Here is a 22,701-nt window from a genome sequence, read left to right as displayed (position 1 = left end):
AGATCGGCTCACCGTGAAGACCCGCCTCCTCGCCCTCACCGCCCTCCTCGGCGGCACCGCGCTCGCCCTGAGCGGCTGCTCCGGAGCGGGCAGCGCCTCCGACAGCTCCTCCGCCGCCGCCGCGGGCGGGCCCGTGAAGGTCGTCGCGTCGACGAACGTCTACGGCGACCTCGTCTCGAACATCGGCGGCGACCTGGTCGAGGTGACCAGCATCATCGACAGCCCGGACAAGGACCCGCACGAGTACGAGGCCACCGCCCGCGACCAGCTCGCCGTGTCCGGCGCGACCCTCGTGATCGAGAACGGCGGCGGCTACGACCACTTCCTCGACACCATGATCAGCGCGGCCGGCACCGAGGCCCCCGTCATCACGGCCACCGTGATCGCCGGCCTGGAGGACGTCCACGACCACGCGGAGGAGGAGGAGTCGGAGGGCGCGCACGAGCACGCGGAGTTCAACGAGCACGTCTGGTACGACCTCTCGGTGATGAAGGAGGTCGCGGGGCGGATCGGCGACGAGCTCGCCGCGCTCGACCCCGACAACGCCTCCGCCTACTCCGCCAATCTCGCCACTCTCGACGAGGGGCTCGACGCCCTGATCGCCCGCGAGGGCGAGCTGAAGGGCACGCTCTCCGGCCGCTCCATCGCGATCACCGAGCCCGTCCCGCTGTACATGACCGACGCGCTCGGCCTGACCGACGCGACTCCCGAGGCCTTCAGCGAGGCGGTCGAGGAGGGCACCGACGTCCCCGCGACCACGCTCCAGGAGACGCTGGCGCTGTTCTCCGGCGAGGCCGTCGACGCGCTGATCTACAACGAGCAGACCGAGGGCGCGCAGACGGACGCGGTGCTCGACGCCGCGAAGGCCGCCGGGATCCCGGCCGTCCCCGTCACCGAGACGCTGCCCGAGGGCGACGACTACACCGGCTGGATGACCGCCAACCTCGACGCGATCGAGGGAGCCCTCTCCCAGTGAGCCACGACTCCCCGACCAGGCCCGTCTCCCCGGAGGCGGGCCCTTCGGCGTCCGTGCTGCGGCTGCGCGGCGCCGGCCTCCGCTTCGGCGACCGCGAGCTGTGGAGCGGCGTCGACCTCGACGTGCGCGCCGGCGAGTTCGTCGCGGTGCTCGGCGCGAACGGCTCCGGCAAGACGAGCCTCCTGCGCGCGGTGCTCGGCCAGCAGCAGCTGAGCGCGGGGGAGCTGCAGGTGCTCGGCGAGCCCGTGCACCGCGGCAACCGGCGCATCGGCTACATCCCGCAGCAGAAGCTCGCCGACGAGGGCACTCCGCTGCGCGCCCGCGATCTGCTCGGGCTCGGGATCGACGGCCACCGGTTCGGCCTGCCCCTGCCCTCCCGCTCCCGGCGCGCGGCCGTCGACGCGCTGCTCGAGGCCGTCGGCGCCACCGCCTTCGCCGACGCCCCCATCGGCAGCCTGTCCGGCGGCGAGCAGCAGCGCGTCCGCGTCGGCCAGGCGCTCGCGGGCGACCCGGCGCTCCTGCTCTGCGACGAGCCGCTGATCGCGCTCGACCTCGCCCACCAGCGGGCGGTCAGCGAGCTGATCGACCGGCACCGCCGCGAGCGGAACCTCGGCGTCCTCTTCGTCACGCACGACGTGAATCCGGTGCTCGGCATGGTGGACCGCGTGCTCTACCTCGCCGGCGGCCGGTTCCGGATCGGCACCCCCGACGAGGTCCTGCGCTCGGAGGTGCTCAGCGAGCTCTACGACGCACCCGTCGATGTGATCCGCGCCCGGGGCCGGGTCATCGTGGTCGGCGCCCCCGACCACTCGCACGTGCACGAGCACGAGGAGGGGCAGTCGTGACGGACGTCTGGTCGCAGATCTTCGACTTCTCCGACTACGGAGCGCTGCTGTCGCTCCTGATGAACTCGGTGATCGCCGGCGCGGTCCTCGGAGTGGTCGGCGGGCTCATCGGCGTCTTCGTGATGTCGCGCGACATGGCGTTCGCGGTCCACGGCATCAGCGAGCTCTCGTTCGCGGGGGCCTCCGCGGGGCTGCTGCTGGGCGTCGGCGTCGTCGAGGGATCGATCGTCGGCTCGCTGATCGCGGCGGTCCTGATCGGCGTGCTCGGCTCGCGCGCCCGCGACCGCAACTCGATCATCGCGGTGCTGATGCCGTTCGGACTCGGCATCGGCATCCTCTGCCTGGCCCTCTACCCGGGCCGCAGCGCGAACAAGTTCGGCCTGCTCACGGGTCAGATCGTCGCGGTCGACGACCCGCAGCTCGGGTGGCTGATCGGCATCTCGGTGGTCGTCCTCGTCGGTCTCGCGCTGATCTGGCGCCCCCTCACCTTCGCGAGCGTCGACGCCGACGTGGCGGCCGCGCGCGGCATCCCCACCCGGGCGCTCTCGATCGCGTTCATGCTCCTGCTCGGCCTCGCGGTCGCCGTCTCGGTGCAGATCGTCGGCTCGCTGCTCGTGCTCGCGATCCTGGTGACGCCGGCGGCCGCGGCGCTGCGCCTCTCCGCCTCGCCGGTGGTCGTGCCGCTGCTGAGCGTGCTCTTCGCCGTCGGCGCGCTGGTGGGCGGCATCCTGCTCGCGCTGGGCGGGTCGATCCCGATCAGCCCCTACGTGACGACGATCTCGTTCGCGATCTACGCGGTCTGCCGGATCATCGGCCGGAAGGGCGTCCGGCGCTCCCGGCTCGCCGTCGGCGGGGGGCGGTAGCGTGGCCCGGGTCGTGCGGAGTGGAGGTGGTCCAGTGGTCAAGCGCAACACGTGGCAGCGCGAGGCGGTGCGCGAGGCTCTCGGGCGTCGCGAGGACTTCGTCAGCGCCCAGGGCCTGCACAGTGCGCTGCACGCCTCCGGCTCGCCGATCGGGCTCGCGACGGTCTACCGCGCGCTCTCGGACCTGGCCGTGGAGGGCGAGGCCGACTCACTGCAGTCGCCCGAGGGCGAGAGCCTCTACCGCGCCTGCACGCCGGGGACGCACCACCACCACCTGATCTGCCGCCGCTGCGGGCTGACGGTCGAGATCGCGGCCGACGAGGTCGAGGAGTGGGCGCGCTCGGTCGCGTCGCAGAACGGCTTCACGGACGCGCACCACGTCGTGGACGTCTTCGGGCTCTGCGCCGCCTGCACCGCGGAGCTCGCCGAGGCCTGAGGCCGGTCCGGCCCGGAGCCCGTCCGCGGGCGACCCTCGCCCGGCGTCCGGCTCAGGCCGGGAGGAACACGCCGATCGACCGGTCCTTCACCACGGAGCCGGCGGGCAGCACCCGCCCGCTCATCGCGAGGTAGACGCCCGGCGGCAGCAGCTGCACGGCGGCCACCGCGGTGCCGAGGTTGAACGCGGCATCGCTGTCGAGCATCCGTGCGGGCTGCATCGCGCCGGTGAGGACGACCACCCGATCGCGGACGACGCCGAGGGCCTCGGCTGTCGCGGTCATCGTGTCGGTGCCGTGGGTGAGGACGATCCGGTCCTCCTCGGCGGCGAGCACCCGCTCGCGGATGAGGGCCCGATCGGCGTCGTCGAGCTCGAGGCTGTCCTTGGCGAGGACCTCCTCGACGCGGAACTCGAGCGTGGTGAGCACCGGGGCGAGCAGGCGCGGCACCATCGGGGCGCCGATCTCGAGCTCGCCCGCGAGCGAGTACTCCTTGTCGACGGTGCCACCGGTGGTGAGGACGAGGATGCGGTCAGTCACGCGATCAGACTAGGCGCCGCCTCCGACACCGGCACGTTCGTGCGCAGTGGCCGCGCCACGGCGGCGGCGGCGGCCCGCATCGGGAACGATGGAGCGCATGACATCCTCCTCCCCCTCCCTCCTCCGCACCGGCGCCAAGGTGCTCCTCGGCTCCGCCCTCCTCTTCGCGGGGGTGAGCCACCTCACCCGCAAGCGGGAGGAGTTCCAGGCGCAGGTGCCCGAGTGGGTGCCGCTGGACAAGGACGCGGTCGTGCTCGCCTCGGGCGTGGTCGAGATCGGCCTGGGCGCCTCGCTGGTGCTCGCGCGCCGACGGGCGCCGCTGGTCGGAGCCGCGGCCGCCGCCTTCTTCACCGCGATCTTCCCGGGCAACGTCTCGCAGTGGGTGACGCGGACGAGCGCCTTCGGCCTCGACACCGACCGCAAGCGCGCCGTGCGCCTCGCGTTCCAGCCGCTGCTGGTGGCGTGGGCGCTCTGGTCGACCCGGCGTCCGCGGGGCTGATCCCACTCGGCTGATGCCGCTCGGTGGGCGGCACGGCGCCGGCCGCGAGCGCGTGCCGTTCGCCGCCCGCCGCTGAGGATCCCCTCAGCCTCAGCCGCCGCCCTGCTGCGCCTCGGCCAGCAGCGGCGCGAGCAGCTCCTCGATCCGGCGCCGCGCCCCCTCGGCGTCGCCCGCGGCGATCGCCTCGACCAGCTCGGCGTGCTGGCGGGCGTGCACGTCCTCCTCGCCGACGACGTCCTCCTCCAGTACCGACTCGAACATGCCGGTGAGGCCGTCGTAGAGCTCGACGAACAGGTCGTTGTGAGTCGCGACGACGACGGCCCGGTGCAGCGCGGTGTCGGCGGCGATCCGCTCGGCGAGCTCCGGCGCCTCCCACGAGCGGGCCCTGCGGGCCAGCAGGGCGCGGAGGGCGGCGACGTCCTCCCCGGTGCGGCGCTCGGCCGCCAGCGCGGCCGTCGCCCCGTCGATCGCGAACCGCAGCTCGAGGCCCTCCCGGCGGGCGGCGCTCGGGATGCGGCGGCGCAGCGACTCGGCGAGCTGCGAGCGCGCGGTGACGAACGTGCCGCGCCCCTGCTCCCGCCGCACGAGGCCCGCCTGCACGAGGGCCTGGACGGCCTCGCGGACGGAGTTGCGTCCGGCGCCGGTCCAGCGGGCGAGCTCGGCCTCCACCGGGATCCGCTCGCCGACGGCCCAGCGGCCCGAGCGGATCTCCTCGTGGAACAGCGCCGTGACGTGGTCGATCACGCTCTCGCGCTGGAACGGCGCCGCGGGGCTAGACTCGCCAGGATTCATCCCATCATCCTATCTCTCGGGGACTCCATGACCGCAGCACCGACGCTCCGCGCCACCGCCCTCCTGGCCCTCGCCGCCATCGCGATCACCGCGCTGAACCTCCGCACCGCCGTCACCGGCTTCAGCCCGCTGCTCGACACGATCGGCGCCGATCTCGGCTTCGGGCCCTCGCTCTACGGGGCGCTGGGGACGATCGTCACCGCCTCCTTCGCCGTCTTCGGCTTCGTCGCCGCGGCCGTCTCGCGCCGGATCGGCCTGGAGCGCACGCTCGCGATCGCGACGCTGGTGACCACACTGGGCATCGCCCTCCGCGCGCTCAGCCCGAGCCCGGTCGCTCTGGTGCTCTCGACCGTCGTCGCCTTCGCGGGCGTGGGCACCACGAACGTGCTCATCGTGCCGATCGTGAAGCGGTACTTCGCCGAGCGGATCAAGACGGTCAGCTCGCTCTACCTGGCGCTGCTGCAGGTGGGCCAGTTCGTCGCTCCGCTGGTCGCGGTGCCGCTGGCCTCGACGGCGGGGTGGCGCTGGGCGATCGGGATCTGGGCCGTGATGACGGCCGCGGCCTGCCTGCTCTGGGCGGCGCTCGCGGCCCGCGGAGGAGGCGGGGCGGCTCCGGCCGCCGCCGGCGGCCGCGTGGACGGGGCCTGGCGCACGCCGCTGCTCTGGGCGATGGTGCTGATGCTCGGGATGACCGGTCTGCACACCTACGGGATCATCACCTGGCTGCCGACGATCCTCGTCGACGCGGGCGCGGATCCGGCGCAGGGCGGTGCGCTGCTGGCGCTGTTCTCGGTGTTCGGCCTCGCCGCCGCCTTCGTGGTGCCGCCGCTGACGCTGGGGATGCGCAACCCGGTCGTGGTCGTGGTGGTGTGCTGCGCGCTGCTCGCCGTCGGATACGCCGGCCTCGTCGTCGCTCCGCTGGAGGGTGCCGTGGCGTGGGTGGTCTGCCTCGGGCTCGGCGTCAGCACGTTCCCGATGACGCTGACGCTCGTGAACGCGCGGACGCGGACGACCACCGGCTCCTCGACCCTCTCCGGCGCCACGCAGGGGCTCGGCTACGGGCTCGCCTGCCTCGGTCCGCTGCTGATCGGCGTGCTCTACGAGGCGCAGGGGGGCTGGGGCGGCGCGTACGCGCTGCTGTTCGCCGGAGTGGCGGTGCTGCTGGTCAGCGGGATCGTCGCGTGCCGTCCGCGGTTCCTCGAGGACGAGGCGGCGCTCTGCCGGCCCTGAGCGGCGGCGCTCAGCGCGACGCGGCCGGAGCGAGCGCGGAGACGATCCGCCCCAGCCCGAAGCGCCAGGCGCTCTCCACATCGCCGCCGAGGGTGAAGGCGCCGGTGATCTCCATCCCGATGAACCCCGTCGCCCAGGCGGTCAGCGTGCGCGCCGCCTCGAGGGCGTCCTCCTCGCCCGCCAGCTGCGCGGTGAGGTCCAGCAGGCGGGCGCTCGCCGCGTCGCGGTACTCCTGGGCGGCGACGGGCGTGCCGGGAGCGGGGGCCGTCACGAGGAGGAACGCGGCCGGCCGGTCTCTGGCCGGAGCTCCTGGCCGAGCTGCGCGCGATGGGCCGCACCCTCGACGACGTGCGCGGCGTCGTGCTGACCCACGGCGACTCCGACCACGTGGGCTTCGCCGAGCGCCTGCGCCGCGACCACGGCGTGCCGGTCCACGTGCACACCGCCGACGCCGAGCGGGCGAAGGGCGGGGCGAAGCCGAGGACCGCGACACCGCGGCTGCGCGTCCTGCCGCTCCTCGGCTTCGCGGCCTACGCGCTGCGGAAGGGCATCGCGACGGTCCCGCCGCTCACCGAGGTCGTCGAAGTGCACGACGGGCAGACGCTCGACCTGCCGGGCGCTCCCCACGTGATCGCGCTCCCGGGTCACTCCCCGGGGAGCATCGCCGTGCACGTGCCGCTGGCCGACGCGGTCTTCGTCGGCGACGGGCTGACCACCCGCCACGTGCTCACCGGCCGCACGGGTCCGCAGCCCGCGCCCTTCACCGACGAGCCGGAGCAGGCGCTCGCGTCGCTCCGGGCGCTCCTGCCCACCGGGGCGCGCTGGGTGGTGCCGGGCCACGGAGCGCCGGGATCGAGGCGGCGGTCCCGCTGGTCGAGAGCGCCTGAGGCCCGGAGCCGCTCAGGAGGCGGGGACGAGCATCCAGCGGTCGGCGAGGATCTCGAGGCCCTTGTCGAAGGTCGCCGACCACGCCGTGACGTCGTGGGCGCTGTCCGGCACCTCGAGGTAGGTGGCGCTCATGCCGGCGGCTACGGCCGCGGCGTAGACGGTCTTCGCTCCGGGGAGGAACGAGGTGTCCTCGGCGCCGACTCCGAAGATCGCGACGGTGCCGGTGTAGGGGGCGTTCGCCGCGAGGACGTTCACCGGCTTCGCGGCCTCGTAGGCGGCCTGGTCGCCGCCGAACCCCTGCGCGACCGTCGCCGCCTCGCTGCCGAGGGTCGGCGCGAGCTCGCCCGAGGCGTCGACGATGTTGCCGAAGAGCGACGGGTGTCCGGCGCCGAGCTGGATCGAGCAGGTCCCGCCCTGCGAGAGGCCGCCGATCGCCCAGTGCTGCGCGTCGCCGAGCACCGGCAGGTTGGCGCGGATCCAGTTCGGGACGTCGACGGTGAGGTAGGTGGCCGACTTCCCGAGCGGCGAGTCGACGCACATAGGGTTCCTGTCCGGATCGCCCAGCTGGTCGGGCGACACGACGATCGGCGCGAGGCCGGCGTGCGCGGCGGCGTAGGCGTCGAGGGTCTGCTGGAACTTCTCGGTCGAGAGCGGATCGGAGGGCGACCCCGGCTGCCCCGAGAGCATGATCATCACCGGCAGCAGCGGCGGGGTCGCGGTGAGGGCCGCGGGCGGGAGGTAGACCACGGCGTCGCGGGCCGGGAAGCCCGACGCGGTGGCGGGGATGGCGACCGTCGAGACCGAGCCGACGGCGGGCATCCCGGCCGGGGCCGTCCAGGTCGCGAGGTCCGAGTGCGGTCCGTCCGCGGCGGCGACCGGCACGGAGGAGTCGGAGTACGCGCTGATCCCGAGCGCGCTGCGCACCGTGGGGTACTGGCCGAAGTCGATGTTGACGGTCATCGCGGCCGCCGCGACGACGAGCACTCCGGCGGCGAGCGACGCGAGCACCCCCCGCACGCGCCGGCGGGCGATCGCATGGCCGAGGACGACCAGCGCGACGCCCAGCCCGCCGATCCCCAGGCCGATCGCGACCCGGGTGACCGGCGTGAAGTCGACGCCGAACGGGCCGTCGGGCCCGTCGACGAGGGCGGCCAGGGCGGCGCCGCCGATCAGGCCCAGGAGGAGGACCGCGACGGCGATCCCGCCGCGCCGGGAGCGCCCGCGGCGGGGAGCGCGGACGTGGGCGGCGAGCAGGAGGAGGAGCGCTCCGATCGCGAGCACGTAGACGGCGACGACGAGGGGGCCGGAGACGAGGCTCAGGTCGAGGAGAGAGGTCATGCGTCGATCCGGTCGGAGGGTGCTCGGGCGGGCGTCAGTCTGGCGGCGGTCTCTGGAGGAGAGCCGGGAGCTGTCGGGAGCGATTCTCCTCCCCGGGCGCGGATCCACCGAGCTCTCCACCGATCGGGCGCAACCCCGCGCGCCGCGCCGCCGCTCCCGCCTAGCGTGGGACTCCCGACGCACACCGCGCCCTCACGAAGGAGCCCGCACCATGACGCAGCACCCCCGCCTCGAGACCTCCTCCCGCGAGGCCCGCGCATGAGCCGCGGAGTCGCCGTCGTCACGGGCGGCACGGCCGGGCTCGGACGCGCCACGGTCCGCGAGCTCGCCTCCCGCGGCTGGGACGTCGCCGTGCTGGCACGCGGCGAGGACGGACTGGCGGCCACGGTCGCCGAGATCGAGCAGAAGGGCCGGCGCGGGCTGGGCATCCCGACCGACGTGGCCGACCGCGAGGCCGTCGAGTCGGCGGCCGACCGGGTCGAGGCCGAGCTCGGCCCGATCGAGCTGTGGGTCAACGACGCGATGGTCGGCGTCTTCGGCGAGTTCCTCTCGACCGAGCCCGCCGACTTCGAGCGCGCCGTGGGCGTCAACTTCTTCGGCTTCGTCAACGGCACCCGCGCAGCCCTCTCCCGGATGACCCCGCGCGACCGCGGGCACGTCATCCAGGTCGGCTCCGCCCTCGCGCACCGGGGCATCCCGCTGCAGGCCGCGTACTGCGCCTCCAAGTTCGGCGCCCGAGGCTTCACCGAGGCCGTCACCGCGGAGCTGCTGCACGCGAAGAGCCGCGTGCGCCTGTCCGAGGTCGACATGCCGGCGCTCAACACCATCCAGTTCAACTGGGTGAAGTCGCAGCTGCCGCACCACCCGCAGCCCGTGCCGCCGATCTACGAGCCCGAGGTGGGCGCGATCGCGATCGCCGACGTGGCCGACAAGCCGCGCCGCCGCACGTGGGTCGGCGAGCCGACCGCGGGCACCATCCTCGGCGACCGCTTCGCCGGGCGCTTCATGGACTGGTACCTCGCCCGCAGCGCCTTCGACGGTCAGCAGGCCCCCGACAAGACGGAGCCGATGCTGCCGAACAACGTCTACGAGCCGGTCCCCGGCGATCACGGCGCCCGCGGCCTCTTCAGCGACCGCGCGCACACCATGACGCCCCAGATCTGGATGATCCGCCACCGCGCCCTGAGCTACGCGGGGGCCGCCGCGGCCCTCGCCGCCGGCGCCGCAGGCGTCGTCTCGGCCCTGCGGAGGAAGTGACCGTGGTCGACGCCGTCGTCATCGGGGCGGGGCCCAACGGCCTCGCCGCCGCGGTCACGCTCGCGCGGGCCGGGCTCTCGGTCACCGTGCTCGAGCGCAACGAGACGATCGGCGGCGGCGCGCGCACGGCGGAGCTGACGCTGCCCGGCTTCCACCACGACGTCTGCTCGGCGGTGCACCCGATGGCCCTCGCGTCCGGCTTCTTCCGCGCCTTCGGGCTCGACCGGCGCATCGAGCTGGTCGTCCCCGCGATCTCGTACGCGCATCCGCTCGACGGCGGCCGCGCGGGCATCGCCTACCGCGACCTCGACCGCACGGTCGAGGCGCTGGGGCGCGACGGAGCGGCGTGGCGCGCCCTGATGGGACCTCTCTCCGAGCGGGCCGACCGCGTCGCGGGCTTCACCAACGACGCGCTGCTGCGGATCCCGACGGACCCGAGCGTGCTGATCCGCTTCGGACTGCGGGTGCTCGAGCAGGGCACCCCGGTGTGGAATCTGCGCTTCCGCGAGGACGTCGCCCCGGCGATGTTCTCCGGGGTCGCCGCGCACTCGATCCGCCCGATGCCGAGCCCGTCGACGGCCGCGGCCGCCCTGGCGCTCGGCGCCTACGCCCACGCGCGCGGCTGGCCGGTGCCGATCGGAGGCAGCCAGTCGATCGTCGACGCGCTCGCCGACGACCTCCGGGCGCACGGCGGCACCATCGAGACCGGCGTCGAGGTGACCTCGCTCTCGGAGCTGCCCCCGGCCCGCGCCGTGCTCGTCGACGGCACGCCGACGGCGCTGCTCGCGATGGCGGGGGACCGGCTGCCCCCGGCGTACGCCGCGGCCCTCCAGCGCTTCCGCTACGGCAACGGCGTGGCCAAGGTCGACTTCGCCCTCGACGGGCCGGTGCCGTGGACGAACCCGGAGCTCGCCGGCGCGGGCACGCTGCACGTGGGCGGGAGCCGCGCCGAGATCGCGGCCGCCGAGCGCGACGTGAAGCGCGGCCGGCACAGTCGCAGCCCCTACGTGCTGGTGGCGCAGCCCTCGATCGCCGATCCGACCCGGGCGCCCGAGGGCAAGCACGTCCTCTGGGCGTACACGCACGTCCCCCGGTACTCGCCCGCCGACCAGCAGGAGGCGATCACCGCCCAGATCGAGCGCTTCGCCCCCGGGTTCCGCGACCGCGTGATCGGCGCCTCCTCGATGACCGCCCGCGACATGCAGGCCTACAACCCGAACTACCTGGGCGGGGACATCGCTGCCGGAGCCGCGAGCGTCGCGCAGCTGCTCTCGCGCCCGGTCCCCACGACCGACCCGTGGCGGACGCCCGCGAAGGGGCTCTACCTCTGCTCCTCGTCCACCCCGCCCGGGCCGGGCGTGCACGGTATGGCCGGCTGGCACGCCGCCCGCAGCGCGCTGCGGCACGAGTTCGGGGTGCGCGAGTCGCCCGACCTGTCGCCGGAGGCGCGCCCCGCCTGAGCCGCCGCCGTTGCGCTGCGCCCGTCGCCGCCCCCGGCCTGCCAGGCTGAGGGACGGCGCCGCCACGCGCCCCACCACCACTCGAAGGAGTCCGCGATGTCCCGCACCACCCGCGTCGTCCACTGCCCGCCCGAGTCCGTCTTCGCGGTGCTCGCCTCCGGCTGGCTGTTCCCGAGCTGGGTCGTCGGCGCGTCGCGGATGCGGAAGGTCGACGCCGACTTCCCGCACGTGGGCTCGCAGCTGCACCACTCCTTCGGCCTGTGGCCGCTCGTGATCGACGACCGCACCACGGTTCTCGAGTGGGACCCGCCGCGCCGGATGGTCATCCAGGCCGCCGGCTGGCCGCTCGGCGAGGCCCGGGTGCGCGTCGAGGTCGAGCCGCACGCCCGCGGCGCGAAGGTGCGGATGCACGAGGCGCCCGTGAAGGGCCCGGGCACGCTCGTCCCGAAGCCGCTGATGCACTCGTTCCTCTGGATCCGCAACCGCGAGGCCGTGCGACGGCTCGCCCACATGGCCGAGGCGGGAGCCGCGGGCCGCACGCTCGCGCCCGCCTCGCTCCCCTCGCCCGCCGACCGCGCCGGGATCGACCGGCCGAAGCACGTCTGGGCGCGCCTGACCGGAGCGATCGGGTCGATCGCGGTCGGGACGCTCGTGGTCCGCGGCGTCCTCGCGGCCGTGCGGCGCGCCCGGAGCTGACGGGCCCGGACCCGACGGCGCCCGGAGTCGGCGGCGCCCCGGCAGGACGCCGCCCGGGTCAGACGATCCGCTCGACCAGCCGCACGTGCTGCACCGCGACGCGCTTCGGCTCGCCCGCGAAGGCGGCGTCGCGCTCGGGCGAGGCCAGGTACGCCCGCTCGACCTCGGCGAACGCGTCGGCGTCGCCGGCCGTGCTGACCGCCCAGACGAACTCGTTCACCTCGCGGTCGGCGTAGGCGAACTCGATCCGGAAGCCGTGGGCCTCGCGCGCCGGCACGATCCGCTCGGGGAACCAGGCGAGGAAGTCGTCCATCACCCCGTCCATCAGCTCGTAGCGTCGGAGTTGGATCGTCCTGGTCTCGGCTGCAGCGCTCATGCTGCGACGGTACCCGCCCGGCGGCCGCGCCGTCGCCGCGCTACGCTCGCCGCCGACAGCCCCACGCCGAGGAGGACAGCACGGACCCCCGCCACCGCTCCCTCGCGCTGCTCGTCGCCGGCTGCTTCTTCATGGAGAACCTCGACGCCACGATCGTGACGACCGCCGCGCCCGCGATCGCCGCCGACCTGGGCGTCGACTCCGCCGCGGTCTCGATCACCGTCACCGCGTTCCTCCTCACCGTCGCCGTCCTCATCCCGGCCTCGGGCTGGCTCAGCGAGCGCTTCGGCGTGCGCCGCGTCTTCACCAGCGCGATCGCCGTCTTCACCCTCGCCTCCCTGCTCTGCGCGCTCAGCCCCACGCTGCCGCTTCTGGTCGGCGCCCGGGTCCTGCAGGGCGTCGGCGGTGCGCTGATGGTGCCGGTCGGCCGGCTCGCGGTGCTGCGGGCGACTCCGCGGGAGGGGATCATGCACGCCATCGCGATCCTGGTCTGGCCGGGACTGGTCGCCCCCGTGATCGCGCCGTTCCTCGGCGGCCTTCTCACGACCGTCGCCTCCTGGCACTGGATCTTCCTGATCAACCTGCCCCTCGGGGTCGTCGCGTTCGCGATCGCGCGCCGGATCGTCCCCGCCACCTCCGAGAGCGCGCCGCCCCCGCTCGACGTCACGGGGCTGGCGCTCGTCGCGGTCGGTCTCGGCGCGCTGGTCGGAGCGGCGGGGCTCCTCACCGGCTCCGAGCTCGACGGGCGGGCGGTGGCGCCGCTGCTCGTCGGCGCGGTCGTGACGGCGCTCGCCGTGCGGCACCTGCGCCGCGCCGAGCATCCGCTCGTGCGGCTCGACGCCTTCCGCTTCCGCACCTTCCGGGTCGCCAACGCGAGCGGATCGCTCTACCGGGCGACCGTGAACGCGGTGCCGTTCCTGCTCCCGCTGCTGTTCCAGGACGCGTTCGGCTGGAGCCCTGTGCAGGCCGGCTCCGTGGTGCTGGCGCTCTTCGCCGGCAACCTGGCGATCAAGCCGGCCACGACTCCGCTGCTGCGGCGCCTCGGCTTCCGCGGGGTGCTGGTGGCGGCGAGCGCGGTCGGGGCGGCGTGCATGGCGGCGATGGCGTTCCTCGAGCCGGCGACTCCGGTGGCGCTCGTGGTGGCGCTGCTGGTGCTGAGCGGAGTGGCCCGCTCGGCGGGCTTCACGGCCTACAACACCGTCACGTTCGCCGAGGTCCCGCAGGAGGGGATGTCGGGCGCGAACACCCTCAACGCCACCACGCAGCAGATCGCGGCCGGCCTCGGAGTCGCAGTGGGCGCGGTGGCGCTCGCCGTCGGCACCGCGATCGGGCCCGGCCTCGTCCCCTACCGCGTCGCCTTCCTCGCCCTCGCGGTGCTGACCCTCGTGCCGCTCGCCGCCGCCGCCCGGCTCCCGCGCGACTCCGGGAGCGCCCTCACCGCCTGACCCGCGCGGGCGTCAGGCGAGGCCGAGCGCGATGCCGTCGAGGATGTCGTGCGCGGTCGAGCGGACCCGGTCGACGCCCGGCGACGCCTCGTGGACCGCGCGGAGGACCTCGCCCCAGACCAGCGCGCCGGCCGCCAGCACGTCCTCGCGCCCCGGGCGGACCCAGGGGAGGGCCGCCGTCCCCTCCGGAGACAGCGCGGCGAGCTCGTCGCAGGCGGCGAGGACGTCGGAGAGGGGGAGGGACGTCTCGAGCGCGGCGCGGTCGGTGGTGCGGAGGACGTGCGCGGTGATCGTGAGCACGGTCGCGGCGACGCCGACGACGCTCCGGGCCTGCGAGAGGTCGACGGAGGAGGCGGCCAGCGCGGCGGCCACGTCCGCCCGCATCGCCGCGCGCTCGCCCTCCGTCGGTGCGGCGGCCCGGCGGTGGCGCTCGGTCAGGCGGACGCTGCCGACGTCCATCGAGTGCGCCTGCTCCGGCTCCGCTCCGCCGAGCACGAGCTCGGTCGAGCCGCCGCCGAGGTCGACGACCAGCACGGGCCGGGCGGAGTCGACGGCCGAGACCGCGCCGCGGAAGGAGAGCCGCGCCTCCTCCTCGCCGGAGATCGTCTCCGGGGTGACGCCGAGGATCCGCTCGACGGCGGCGAGGAAGTCCTCGCGGTCGGCCGCGTCGCGGGTGGCCGAGGTGGCGACGAAGCGGAGGCGCTCGGCGCCGGCCTCCTGCGCGGCGGCCGCGTACTCGCGGGTGACGGCGAGGGTCCGCTCGAGCGCGGCCGGGTCGAAGCGGCCGGTGCGGTCGACCCCGCGGCCCAGCCGCACGAGCTCGGTGCGACGCTGGACGTCCCGGAGGCGGCCGCCCTCCACGTCGGCGATCAGCAGGCGGAGGGAGTTGGTGCCGCAGTCGAGCGCCGCGACGCGCGTGGGGGAGGACATCCGCCCATTCTGCCCGCGCGGCCGGGGCCGGAGGCGGGCGATAGCCTGGGGGAGAGACGAAGGAGCCGCCCGTGCACGAACACCACGTCCGCGTCCACCGCAGCGACGAGGAGCTCCCGCGACACGGGCAGCTCGCCCACGCGATCGCCGAGGTCGCCGCCGATCCGGTCGAGATCGACGACGAGGTCGCCGAGATGGTGGTCAACCGGGTCATCGACAACGCCGCCGTCGCCACCGCGTCGCTCCTGCGCCGCCCGGTCGTCGCCGCCCGCGCGCAGGCTCTCGCGCACCCCGCCTCCATCGGCGGCCAGGGCTCGGTCGTCCTCGGCGTCGACCCGGCCCGCCGGGTCTCGCCCGAGTGGGCGGCCTGGGCCAACGGGGTCGCCGTGCGCGAGCTCGACTACCACGACACGTTCCTGGCGGCCGAGTACTCGCACCCGGGCGACAACATCCCTCCGCTGATCGCCGTCGCCCAGCACGCGGGCATCGGCGGGGCGCAGCTCGTCCGCGGCATCGTCACCGGATACGAGGTCCAGGTCGACCTGGTGCGCGCGATCAGTCTGCACCGGCACAAGATCGACCACGTCGCGCACCTCGGCCCCTCGGCCGCCGCCGGGATCGGCACGCTGCTCGGCCTCGACGTCGCGACGATCGAGCAGGCCGTCGCGCAGGCCCTGCACACGACGACCGCCACGCGGCAGTCGCGCAAGGGTGAGATCTCGAGCTGGAAGGCGTACGCGCCGGCCTTCGCGGGGAAGATGGCGATCGAGGCGGTCGACCGGGCGATGCGCGGCGAGACCAGCCCGTCGCCGATCTACGAGGGCGAGGACGGCGTCATCGCCTGGATGCTCGACGGCGCCGACGCGAGCTACGACGTCCCGCTGCCCGACCGCGGCGAGGCCAAGCGCGCGATCCTCGACACGTACACGAAGGAGCACTCGGCCGAGTACCAGGCGCAGGCGCTGATCGACCTCGCCCGCCGCCTGCACCGGACGCACCCCGAGGCCGCCGACCCCGAGCGCGTCGAGCGGATCGTCCTGCACACCTCGCACCACACGCACTTCGTGATCGGCTCGGGCGCGAACGACCCGCAGAAGTACGACCCGGCCGCGTCCCGCGAGACGCTGGACCACTCCGTGCCGTACATCTTCACGGTGGCGCTGCAGGACGGCGCCTGGCACCACGTGCACAGCTACGCCCCCGAGCGGGCCGCCCGCGCCGACACCATCGCGCTCTGGCACCGGGTCACGACGCAGGAGGACGCGGAGTGGACGCGCCGCTACCACTCCACCGATCCGGGCGAGAAGGCGTTCGGCGCCCGCGTCGAGATCCTGATGACGGACGGCACGACGATCGTCGACGAGATCGCGGTGGCGGACGCGCACCCGCTGGGCGCGCACCCGTTCAGCCGAGAGCAGTACGTGTCGAAGTTCCGCACGCTCGCCGCCGACGTGCTCGAGGAGTCCGAGATCGAGCGCTTCCTCGACCTCGCGCAGCGCCTGCCCGAGCTGACCCCGGAGGAGGTCGGCCGCCTCAGCGTGATCGCCGCCCCCGGCGTCCTCGCCTCGATCGAGCCCCCGCGCGGCCTGTTCTGATCCCGCCGCGGGAGGGTCGTCCGCACGCACGGTGACGCGCGCACGGACGGCCTCCCGCGGCGGGGAGCGCCGTCGTCAGGCGGTCTGCTCGGCGACCCAGTCCTGGATCTCGGCGATGAAGCGCCGGCGCGAGAAGACCCGGCTCCGGGCCCGGAAGGCGTCGACGTCGAGCGCGAGCGCACGGCGCAGCAGGTCGCTCCAGTCCGGATCGCCCTCGAGGTCGGCGATGACGCCCCCGCCGGCGAGGGACACGCTCTCGCGCACTCCGCCGATGTCGGTCCCGATGACCGGCGTCCCGCAGGCCATCGCCTCGACGGGCATGATCCCGAAGTCCTCGACGGCGGGGAAGACGTACACGAGCGCCTGCGCGTAGAGCGCGCGGATCAGCTGGTCGGAGGGCGAGATGACGAAGGTCACGTCGGCCCGGATCTCCTCGGCGTAGGCGCGGAGCCGCGCCTCCCAGGGGCCGTGCCCGGCGATGACGACCGGCAGCCCGGTGCGAGCTCCGGCGTCCATGACCTTCTCGAGGCGCTTGTAGGGGACGAACCGCGAGGCGCCCAGGATGAACGGCCGCGCGAGCGAGTCGAGGAGGCGCAGCTCGTCGTCGTCGAGCGGGGAGCGCCAGTCGGTGATCGTCGAGAGCAGCTCGGTGTTCACCGGCGGGTAGATGACCCTCGACGGCTGGTGCCACGCGTCGCGCACCCGCTGCCCGGTGAAGAGGCTGTTCACCGCGATGGAGGAGGCCTCGGCGGCGCGGAGGCGGTCGATCGGCTTGAGGAGCAGGCTCGCGGTGCGGGCGGCGAGGCTGCTGCCGCGGCCGTCGCGGTCGGGCTCCCAGATGTAGCGGGCCGGGGTGTGCGCGTAGACGAGCTTGCGGGTCGGTCCGCTGGTGCGGACGTGGTGGGCGAAGAGGTGCGAGCTGACCAGCACCCACTCGCGGGAGGCGCCGACCGGGAGCCGCCACGTGGGCAGCATCGCCGGCAGGGCGAGGACCTTGTGGCGGCGCAGCGGCGTGCGCGCCAGCCAGGACTCCGAGACGGGCCTGCCGACGACCTCGGCGCAGTCGCTCCAGAGGACGCGGACGTCGGCGTCGGCGAAGGCCTCGGTCATCGCCTCGAGCACGCGCTCGGCGCCTCCGCGGCGCTCGACCCACTCGTGCACGATCAGGCCGGGACCGACCGGGGGGACGGATCGGGAACGGGTGGTCGCGTCGATGACGGCAGTGATGATGGGCCCCTTCCCCCGGGCGTGCGGTGAGGATCGGGCGGCCATCCGGAGACGGGAGCGGCTCCGAATGCTTATCCGTCGTCGGTGACCGATCAGCAGTGCAGTAGAAGCTAACCGGCTCGTGGAGAAGGAATCGAAAGGCGAGTACGAGTCGTCGCAGAACGACGGGGAAAGGAGAGTCCGATAATCCGGATAAGCCGCGAGCGGAATGGCGAGGATCGTCTGGAGTGCGTCGCGGAGGCGCTATTCCCTCGGAGATCACAACGATGGAGGAGAGTCGCGGAGAGGAAGAAGTCACTCTTTCAGTGACGCCGTGCCGGAAGGATCAGGAGACGCCGATGCGCTGCAGGGTCTGCCACCGCCACTGGTCGCGGACGCCCTCGCGCACGGTGCGCACCGCCCGCCAGCCCAGCTCCCGCTCGGCGCGCGCCGGGTCGGCCCAGCTCGCGGCGAGGTCGCCCGGCCGGCGCCCCACGGCCCGCCACCGGACCGTCTCCCCGCTCGCCCGCTCGACCTCGTCGATCAGCTCGAGGACGCTCGTCGGTGAGCCCGTGCCGAGGTTGTAGACGCGGTGCCCGGGCCGCGCGCGCTCGAGCGCCGCGACGTGCCCGGCCGCGAGGTCGCAGACGTGGATGTAGTCGCGCAGCCCCGTGCCGTCGGGGGTCGGGTAGTCGTCGCCGAGGACGTCGACGCACCGGGAGGGGTCGCCTGCGGCCCGTGTCAGCACGGGCAGGAGGCTCCCCGGCGCCGTGGCCGGATCCTCGCCGATCCGCCCCGACGGGTGCGCGCCGATGGGGTTGAAGTAGCGGAGGCTGACCGCGCGCAGGAGGGGATCGGCGCGCGCAGCGTCGCCGAGGATCTCCTCGATGACGCGCTTGGTCGCGCCGTAGGGGCTCGCCGCGCTGAGCCCGGCGGGGGAGTCCTCCCCGACCGGCATCGCGCCGCCCGGGCTGTAGACGGCCGCCGAGCTCGAGAACACGACGGTGCGGATCCCCGCCTCCGCTGCGACCGAGAACGCCGCGGTGGCGAGCCCGACGTTGACCGTCCAGTACTCGAGGGGCCGCCGCACCGAGTCGCCGACCGACTTGAGCCCGGCGAGCAGGACCAGGGCGTCGACCGGTCCGTGGGCGGCGAGGAAGCGGGTCAGCGCGGCCGTGTCGCGCGCGTCGGCGATCAGGCGGGGGACCACCGAGCCGGTCAGCTCCTCCACCGCGTCGAGGGTCCGCTCGCTCGCGTGCGAGAGGTCGTCCACGACCAGCACCTCGTGGCCGCTCTCGAGGAGCGCGACGGCGGTGTGGCTCCCGATGTAGCCCGCTCCGCCCACCAGAAGGACTCGCATGCGGGGGAGCCTAGATCGGCTCCCGCACGGCGTCGGCGCCGCTGCCGGGCCCGCGGATCCGTCGATCCGCGCCGCCGTCACCCGTGCGCGGGACGCCCTCTGCCGCGGTCGTAGCCCGCGATCGCAGCGGACTCGACGGCGAGCGCGACCAGCTTCTCGCCGACCGGGCGGGGCACCACTCCGAGCGCGGCGTCCGCGAATCCCGCGACCAGTGCTGTCCGCCGCTCGCTCCCGCCGCGGGCCAGGAGGCGCACTACCGCGTCCCACGCGCCGGCTGCGGGCACCGCCTCCCGCACCTGCTCGGGGTGCAGCCGCTCGAAGGTGCGGCGGGCCGCCCCCGAGAGGAACGCGCGGCGGCTGCGGACCGCCGCCGAGACGGAGGCGCCGTGGTGCAGGGCCTCGGCGCCGGGCTCGATCCGCACCGGCACTCCAAGGCGGTGCAGCCGGTAGCCCCAGTCGACGTCCTCCCAGCCGTACTCGCGGTAGTCGGTGCTGTAGCCGCCGACCCGGTCGTAGGTCGTCCGCGTCACCGAGACGTTGCCGCCCCAGTAGCGCCAGGCTGCGTCGGAACCCGCCGCGTAGGCGCCGCGGCGGAAGCGCTCGCCGGCCGGCCGGCCGTAGGCGCGGGAGTAGGCGGTGCCCGGGTCGACGTCGGGGCAGAGGCCGACGACGCCGACGACCGCGTCCCGATGGGCCCCGACGTGCGCGGCGGCCCAGCCCGGGCCGGGCTCGAGGTCGTCGTCGCAGCGGATCAGCACGTCGCCCCGCGCGGCGTCGAAGCCGGCGGTGAGCGCGGCGGAGCGCCCCCGGTTCTCGGGGAGCACGACGCGGCGCACGGGCACGGGGGAGGCGTCGAGGGCGCGCTCGCTGGCGTCGACGACGCCGTCGAGGACCACGACCACGTCGAGATCGCGGTGGGTCTGAGCCGCGAGGGCGGCGAGGAGGCGGGGCAGGCGGGCCGCCCCCGCGTAGCTGGGGACGACGACGCTCGCGACGCTCATCGGGACTCCTCGCCGCGCGGGCTGCTCTCGACCAGGAGCAGCTCCTCCAGCCCGCTCAGCACGCGCGCCAGGTCGTCGGCGATGGCGCCGGGATCGGTGGAGTGGAGGCGGGCGAGCCGGTCGGCCAGGCCGGAGAAGTCCTGCGGCTCGTCGTCGAGCGCCCGCCAGGTCGCGGCCACGCTCTCGCGCAGCGCGTAGGGGCTGCCCATCGGGGAGACGTCCAGCGGGAGCACCAGGACGCGCCCGTTCAGATCGACGGAGGCCGTGTCCGGGCGGCGCCGCCAGAGAAGGAGCCGGGGGTCCTCTGCCATCTTCTCCGCGTCCTCTCCGCTGATCACCGCCAGTGCGAGTAGAAATCCGCCAGCGCCTCTTATCGCGACGCCTCTCTCGCTATGTTTGCCGCCGACGCGCCAAGGGGTGTACGTCGAGCGACAGCACCGGAGGGCCGCCAATGTCGGAGTCTAATCCGCTCGCATCCAGCGATATCAGCGATAAGAGCGAGAAGAAGAGCGCGAATTCCGCGGGCGTCTTCGCACGGCGGACGGTCGTGGCCGGAGCGGTCTGGTCGGTGCCCGCGGTGATGCTGGCGCAGTCCGCCTCCGCTGTCTCGATCAGCTGCTTCCCGGTGGGGACGGTCTTCCAGGCGGTCGCCCGCGGACGCCTCCTCAGCGGCTTCCTCGGCGGCGTGAACCTCGACACCGTCGCCGGTGTCGCGGGCGTGACGGCGATCGCTCCCGACCAGGGCAATCCGGCCGTCGTGACCGGCGGCGTCAACGCCACGGTGCTGAACGCGATCAACGTGAACGCGACCGGGCTGACCGGCACGCTCTCCTCCCTCCTCACGCTGGCGGCTCCCGCCACCGTCGGCACCCTCAACCAGTACGCGTCGGCGAACACGAACGGCACCGTCCGCGGCGCCTCCGGCGCGATCACGGACGCGGGCCAGCTGGCGCTCGACTCGACGGCGGGGAGCTTCCCCGACTTCGGGACGGTGAACCTCCGGGCGATCCTCGCGGCGTCCGGCGGCGCGGGAGTGGCCGCTCTGCTCACCAACGTGACGGACCTGACCCTGCGGATCGGCGCCCTGACCGGTCGCGCGTCCCTCCAGTCGGCCTGCGTGCCCGGGTCGGACAACCTGCAGCGCGACTACCAGGTCGGCCGCCTGGACCTGGTGCTGACCTCGCCGACGCTGACCGCGATCACGACGGCGATCAACACGCTGCTCGGTGCCGTGGTGAACCTCTCGGGCCTCGGGCTGACGGTCACGGTCGACACCACGTCGGTCCTCGGCGGCAGCATCCCCGGCGGCACGCAGCCGATCCAGGCGCAGCTGTCGACGAACCCCGCGACCATCACGGTCGATCTCTTCTCGCTGCTCGGCGGAGCACCGGGCCAGGGCGCGACCTCGCCCTACGTCAACGGCCTTCCGCCGAACTCGACCCTCTTCGTCGACAACAGCCTCCGGGTTCCAGGGACGGCGGCGTCGTCCTTCACGAGTGCTCTTCTCGCTTCGCTGAGGACGCGTCTCGAGAATCTCATCCTCATCAACGGTACGCCGCTGGTCTCAAGTGGTCTCGGGGGGGCTGTTCAAACCGTGGTGAACCTCGCTCTCACGGCCCTGACGCCGCTGCTCGCGACGCTGCAGAACGAGGTCATCACTCCGGTCTTCTCCGCGCTGCAGGATGTCATCCAGATCGACGTCAACGCGCAGAACCGCTCCACCAACCCGACCGGGCCCGCCGCCCTCGAGGCGCTCCCCGTCGGCCGCTACGACGTCGCGGCGCTCTACATCCGCGCGGTGGGGCTCGTGAACCTGCTCGACCTGTTCATCGCCCGCGGCTCCGTCGGGCCGAACGTCCGCACGGGCTAGCCGCGCGCTCGGCGCCGTCAGGCGCCGCGGACCACGAGGCCGTGCTCGACCATCGCGTCGAGCACGGCCTCGACGTGCGCCCGGGGGTCGCCCGCGGGCGGGGCGCCGTGCTCGGCGACGACGGCCCCGGTCAGCGCGTCGACCGTCGCGGGCGTCCCGAGAGCACGCCACAGCACCGGGCCGATCCCGGTCAGCGTCTCGACCCGCTCGTCGAGGAGGCAGCTGACCACTCCGTCGCGCTCGACCCACTCGACGCCGGCGGCGCGCGCGAGCAGGCCCGGGCCGGGCGCCGCCGCATCGGCCTCCGGCGCGTCGGCGACGACCGGCGACGGCTCCCCGATCCGCTCCAGGAGCGGCAGCACGGTCTCCGCCTCGCGGTAGCGGAGCACCCGCGCCCCGCCGACGGAATCGAGCAGCCCGGCGAGGTGGTGCAGCGCCGCGGGCAGCCGTGCGAAGTGGCTCAGCTCGGGCAGCAGCACCGAGAGCGCCTCGTCGAAGGCGATCGGCTCGAGCCGGGGCTCCGCCGGGCCGGACGGGTCGCGGGCGATCAGGAGCAGGGCGGCCAGGCGCAGCGGAGCGTCCGGCAGCGGCTGCAGGCCCATCGCGGCGGGGGAGCGGTGCCGCTTCCAGTCGCCGCCGTCGAGGAGGGCGACGGGCTTCCGGAACGGCAGCACCCGCCCGTCGCGGCGGACGGCGAGCGTCTCGTCGGTCACGTACCCGTACCGCCGAGCGGCGAGGCTCACGAGGGTCGACTTCCCGGCACCGGGCCGCCCGACGAACGCGACGACGCGGCCGTCGGGCAGGGCGACCGCGGCGGCGTGCACGCTGAGCAGCCGGCCCTCGCAGGCGTCGGCCGCCGCGAGGGTGAGCGCGGCGCCGATGTGCTCGGCGAGGGCGTCCTCGGTCGGCTGCGCGATCACTCCGGGCTCCCCGACCGGCTCGGTCAGCGACACCCGGTACTCGGAGCCCGGGCGATCGGCGTCGTCGTCCACGTCGTTCCACGACTCCTCCACCTCCGCCACGAAGCGGTCGGGGACGGTGTCGTCGAAGGTGAAGCGCACGCCGAGCCCGAAGGGGGCGCGGATCAGCCGGCGGGTCAT

The 22,701-nt window shown here is 74.5% G+C and carries 23 protein-coding genes and 1 pseudogene; 13 read left to right on the top strand and 11 right to left on the bottom strand.

Annotated features, from left to right (window positions below; genetic code table 11):
- The first annotated feature begins 13 nt into the window (after positions 1–13).
- The 4 genes from C5C74_RS10475 to C5C74_RS10460 are packed head-to-tail and all read left to right on the top strand — an operon-like array spanning position 14 to position 3,120.
- Positions 14–976: a metal ABC transporter solute-binding protein, Zn/Mn family gene (locus C5C74_RS10475; protein ID WP_104351490.1), complete on the top strand. Its 963-nt coding sequence runs from the start codon at positions 14–16 to the stop codon at positions 974–976.
- Complete coding sequence (locus tag C5C74_RS10470) at positions 973–1,821, top strand: metal ABC transporter ATP-binding protein (RefSeq protein ID WP_104227225.1); 849 nt, start codon at positions 973–975, stop codon at positions 1,819–1,821. Before C5C74_RS10475 ends, C5C74_RS10470 begins: the two co-directional genes overlap by 4 nt.
- Positions 1,822–1,880: 59 nt before the next feature.
- Positions 1,881–2,684, top strand: a complete 804-nt coding sequence (locus tag C5C74_RS10465; protein WP_104224551.1) for a metal ABC transporter permease — start codon at positions 1,881–1,883, stop codon at positions 2,682–2,684.
- A gap of 34 nt (positions 2,685–2,718) precedes the next feature.
- A complete protein-coding gene (locus tag C5C74_RS10460) occupies positions 2,719–3,120 on the top strand; it encodes a Fur family transcriptional regulator (protein WP_104238381.1) in 402 nt (133 codons plus the stop codon).
- Between the two features lie 52 nt (positions 3,121–3,172).
- On the opposite strand, the gene C5C74_RS10455 is transcribed toward C5C74_RS10460, so the two are convergent.
- Positions 3,173–3,658: an asparaginase domain-containing protein gene (locus tag C5C74_RS10455; protein ID WP_104224541.1), complete on the bottom strand. Its 486-nt coding sequence runs from the start codon at positions 3,656–3,658 to the stop codon at positions 3,173–3,175.
- A gap of 88 nt (positions 3,659–3,746) precedes the next feature.
- Here C5C74_RS10455 and C5C74_RS10450 point away from each other — a divergent pair, with 88 nt between their 5' ends.
- Positions 3,747–4,157: a hypothetical protein gene (locus tag C5C74_RS10450; RefSeq protein WP_181027249.1), complete on the top strand. Its 411-nt coding sequence runs from the start codon at positions 3,747–3,749 to the stop codon at positions 4,155–4,157.
- 90 nt (positions 4,158–4,247) lie between these two features.
- Here the strand turns inward: C5C74_RS10450 and C5C74_RS10445 are convergent, their stop codons facing one another.
- Positions 4,248–4,949 carry a FadR/GntR family transcriptional regulator gene (locus tag C5C74_RS10445; protein WP_104292768.1) on the bottom strand — a complete coding sequence of 234 codons (702 nt, stop codon included), beginning with the start codon at positions 4,947–4,949 and terminating at the stop codon, positions 4,248–4,250.
- A gap of 27 nt (positions 4,950–4,976) precedes the next feature.
- On the opposite strand from C5C74_RS10445, the gene C5C74_RS10440 reads away from it, so the two are divergent.
- Positions 4,977–6,179, top strand: coding sequence for an MFS transporter (locus C5C74_RS10440; protein WP_104351489.1), 1,203 nt, complete (start codon positions 4,977–4,979; stop codon positions 6,177–6,179).
- A 10-nt stretch (positions 6,180–6,189) separates the two neighbouring features.
- Here the strand turns inward: C5C74_RS10440 and C5C74_RS10435 are convergent, their stop codons facing one another.
- A complete protein-coding gene (locus C5C74_RS10435; RefSeq protein WP_104256449.1) occupies positions 6,190–6,450 on the bottom strand; it encodes a TetR-like C-terminal domain-containing protein in 261 nt (86 codons plus the stop codon).
- A gap of 56 nt (positions 6,451–6,506) precedes the next feature.
- Between C5C74_RS10435 and C5C74_RS10430 the strand changes: the two are divergent.
- A pseudogene (locus C5C74_RS10430) lies at positions 6,507–6,959 on the top strand (MBL fold metallo-hydrolase); the annotation flags it as partial.
- Positions 6,960–7,079: 120 nt separating this feature from the next.
- Here the strand turns inward: C5C74_RS10430 and C5C74_RS10425 are convergent.
- Complete coding sequence (locus tag C5C74_RS10425) at positions 7,080–8,405, bottom strand: esterase family protein (RefSeq protein WP_104351488.1); 1,326 nt, start codon at positions 8,403–8,405, stop codon at positions 7,080–7,082.
- A gap of 258 nt (positions 8,406–8,663) precedes the next feature.
- Between C5C74_RS10425 and C5C74_RS10420 the strand changes: the two genes are divergently transcribed.
- From C5C74_RS10420 to C5C74_RS10410, 3 genes are all read left to right on the top strand, one after another.
- Entirely contained in the window at positions 8,664–9,662 is a 999-nt protein-coding gene (locus C5C74_RS10420) for an SDR family oxidoreductase (RefSeq protein ID WP_104233564.1), read from the top strand.
- A 2-nt stretch (positions 9,663–9,664) separates the two neighbouring features.
- Entirely contained in the window at positions 9,665–11,122 is a 1,458-nt protein-coding gene (locus C5C74_RS10415) for a phytoene desaturase family protein (RefSeq protein WP_374953519.1), read from the top strand.
- A gap of 96 nt (positions 11,123–11,218) precedes the next feature.
- Entirely contained in the window at positions 11,219–11,818 is a 600-nt protein-coding gene (locus C5C74_RS10410; RefSeq protein WP_104233566.1) for an SRPBCC domain-containing protein, read from the top strand.
- Positions 11,819–11,876: 58 nt separating this feature from the next.
- Here C5C74_RS10410 and C5C74_RS10405 read toward each other — a convergent pair whose 3' ends face one another.
- Entirely contained in the window at positions 11,877–12,194 is a 318-nt protein-coding gene (locus tag C5C74_RS10405) for an NIPSNAP family protein (RefSeq protein WP_104224531.1), read from the bottom strand.
- A 131-nt stretch (positions 12,195–12,325) separates the two neighbouring features.
- Here C5C74_RS10405 and C5C74_RS10400 point away from each other — a divergent pair, with 131 nt between their 5' ends.
- Entirely contained in the window at positions 12,326–13,639 is a 1,314-nt protein-coding gene (locus C5C74_RS10400) for an MFS transporter (RefSeq protein ID WP_104351486.1), read from the top strand.
- A 12-nt stretch (positions 13,640–13,651) separates the two neighbouring features.
- Here the strand turns inward: C5C74_RS10400 and C5C74_RS10395 are convergent, their stop codons facing one another.
- Positions 13,652–14,569 (bottom strand): exopolyphosphatase, encoded by a 918-nt coding sequence (locus C5C74_RS10395; protein WP_104351485.1) that lies wholly within the window; start codon positions 14,567–14,569, stop codon positions 13,652–13,654.
- Positions 14,570–14,640: 71 nt separating this feature from the next.
- Here C5C74_RS10395 and C5C74_RS10390 point away from each other — a divergent pair, with 71 nt between their 5' ends.
- The gene (locus tag C5C74_RS10390; protein WP_104227214.1) at positions 14,641–16,164 is read left to right on the top strand and encodes an MmgE/PrpD family protein; all 1,524 of its coding nucleotides are present in this window, start codon (positions 14,641–14,643) and stop codon (positions 16,162–16,164) included.
- A gap of 75 nt (positions 16,165–16,239) precedes the next feature.
- Here C5C74_RS10390 and C5C74_RS10385 read toward each other — a convergent pair whose 3' ends face one another.
- The 4 genes from C5C74_RS10385 to C5C74_RS10370 form a co-directional block, all read right to left on the bottom strand.
- Complete coding sequence (locus C5C74_RS10385; RefSeq protein ID WP_104227213.1) at positions 16,240–17,436, bottom strand: glycosyltransferase; 1,197 nt, start codon at positions 17,434–17,436, stop codon at positions 16,240–16,242.
- Positions 17,437–17,716: 280 nt separating this feature from the next.
- On the bottom strand, positions 17,717–18,730 hold the full coding sequence (galE, locus tag C5C74_RS10380) for a UDP-glucose 4-epimerase GalE (protein WP_104349058.1): 1,014 nt from the start codon (positions 18,728–18,730) through the stop codon (positions 17,717–17,719).
- 77 nt (positions 18,731–18,807) lie between these two features.
- Positions 18,808–19,731: a glycosyltransferase family 2 protein gene (locus C5C74_RS10375; RefSeq protein ID WP_104227211.1), complete on the bottom strand. Its 924-nt coding sequence runs from the start codon at positions 19,729–19,731 to the stop codon at positions 18,808–18,810.
- Entirely contained in the window at positions 19,728–20,042 is a 315-nt protein-coding gene (locus C5C74_RS10370) for a hypothetical protein (protein ID WP_146079006.1), read from the bottom strand. Before C5C74_RS10370 ends, C5C74_RS10375 begins: the two co-directional genes overlap by 4 nt.
- 140 nt (positions 20,043–20,182) lie before the next feature.
- On the opposite strand from C5C74_RS10370, the gene C5C74_RS10365 reads away from it, so the two are divergent.
- Positions 20,183–21,601, top strand: coding sequence for a choice-of-anchor G family protein (locus tag C5C74_RS10365; protein ID WP_146079005.1), 1,419 nt, complete (start codon positions 20,183–20,185; stop codon positions 21,599–21,601).
- 17 nt (positions 21,602–21,618) lie between these two features.
- Here the strand turns inward: C5C74_RS10365 and C5C74_RS10360 are convergent, their stop codons facing one another.
- Complete coding sequence (locus C5C74_RS10360; protein WP_104227208.1) at positions 21,619–22,701, bottom strand: PqqD family protein; 1,083 nt, start codon at positions 22,699–22,701, stop codon at positions 21,619–21,621.

The organism is Rathayibacter sp. AY1E8 (genome assembly GCF_002931415.1).
GTDB lineage: Bacteria > Actinomycetota > Actinomycetes > Actinomycetales > Microbacteriaceae > Rathayibacter.
The sequence above is the reverse complement of the archived record's forward strand: the minus strand, read 5'-3'. Positions and strand labels throughout refer to the sequence as shown.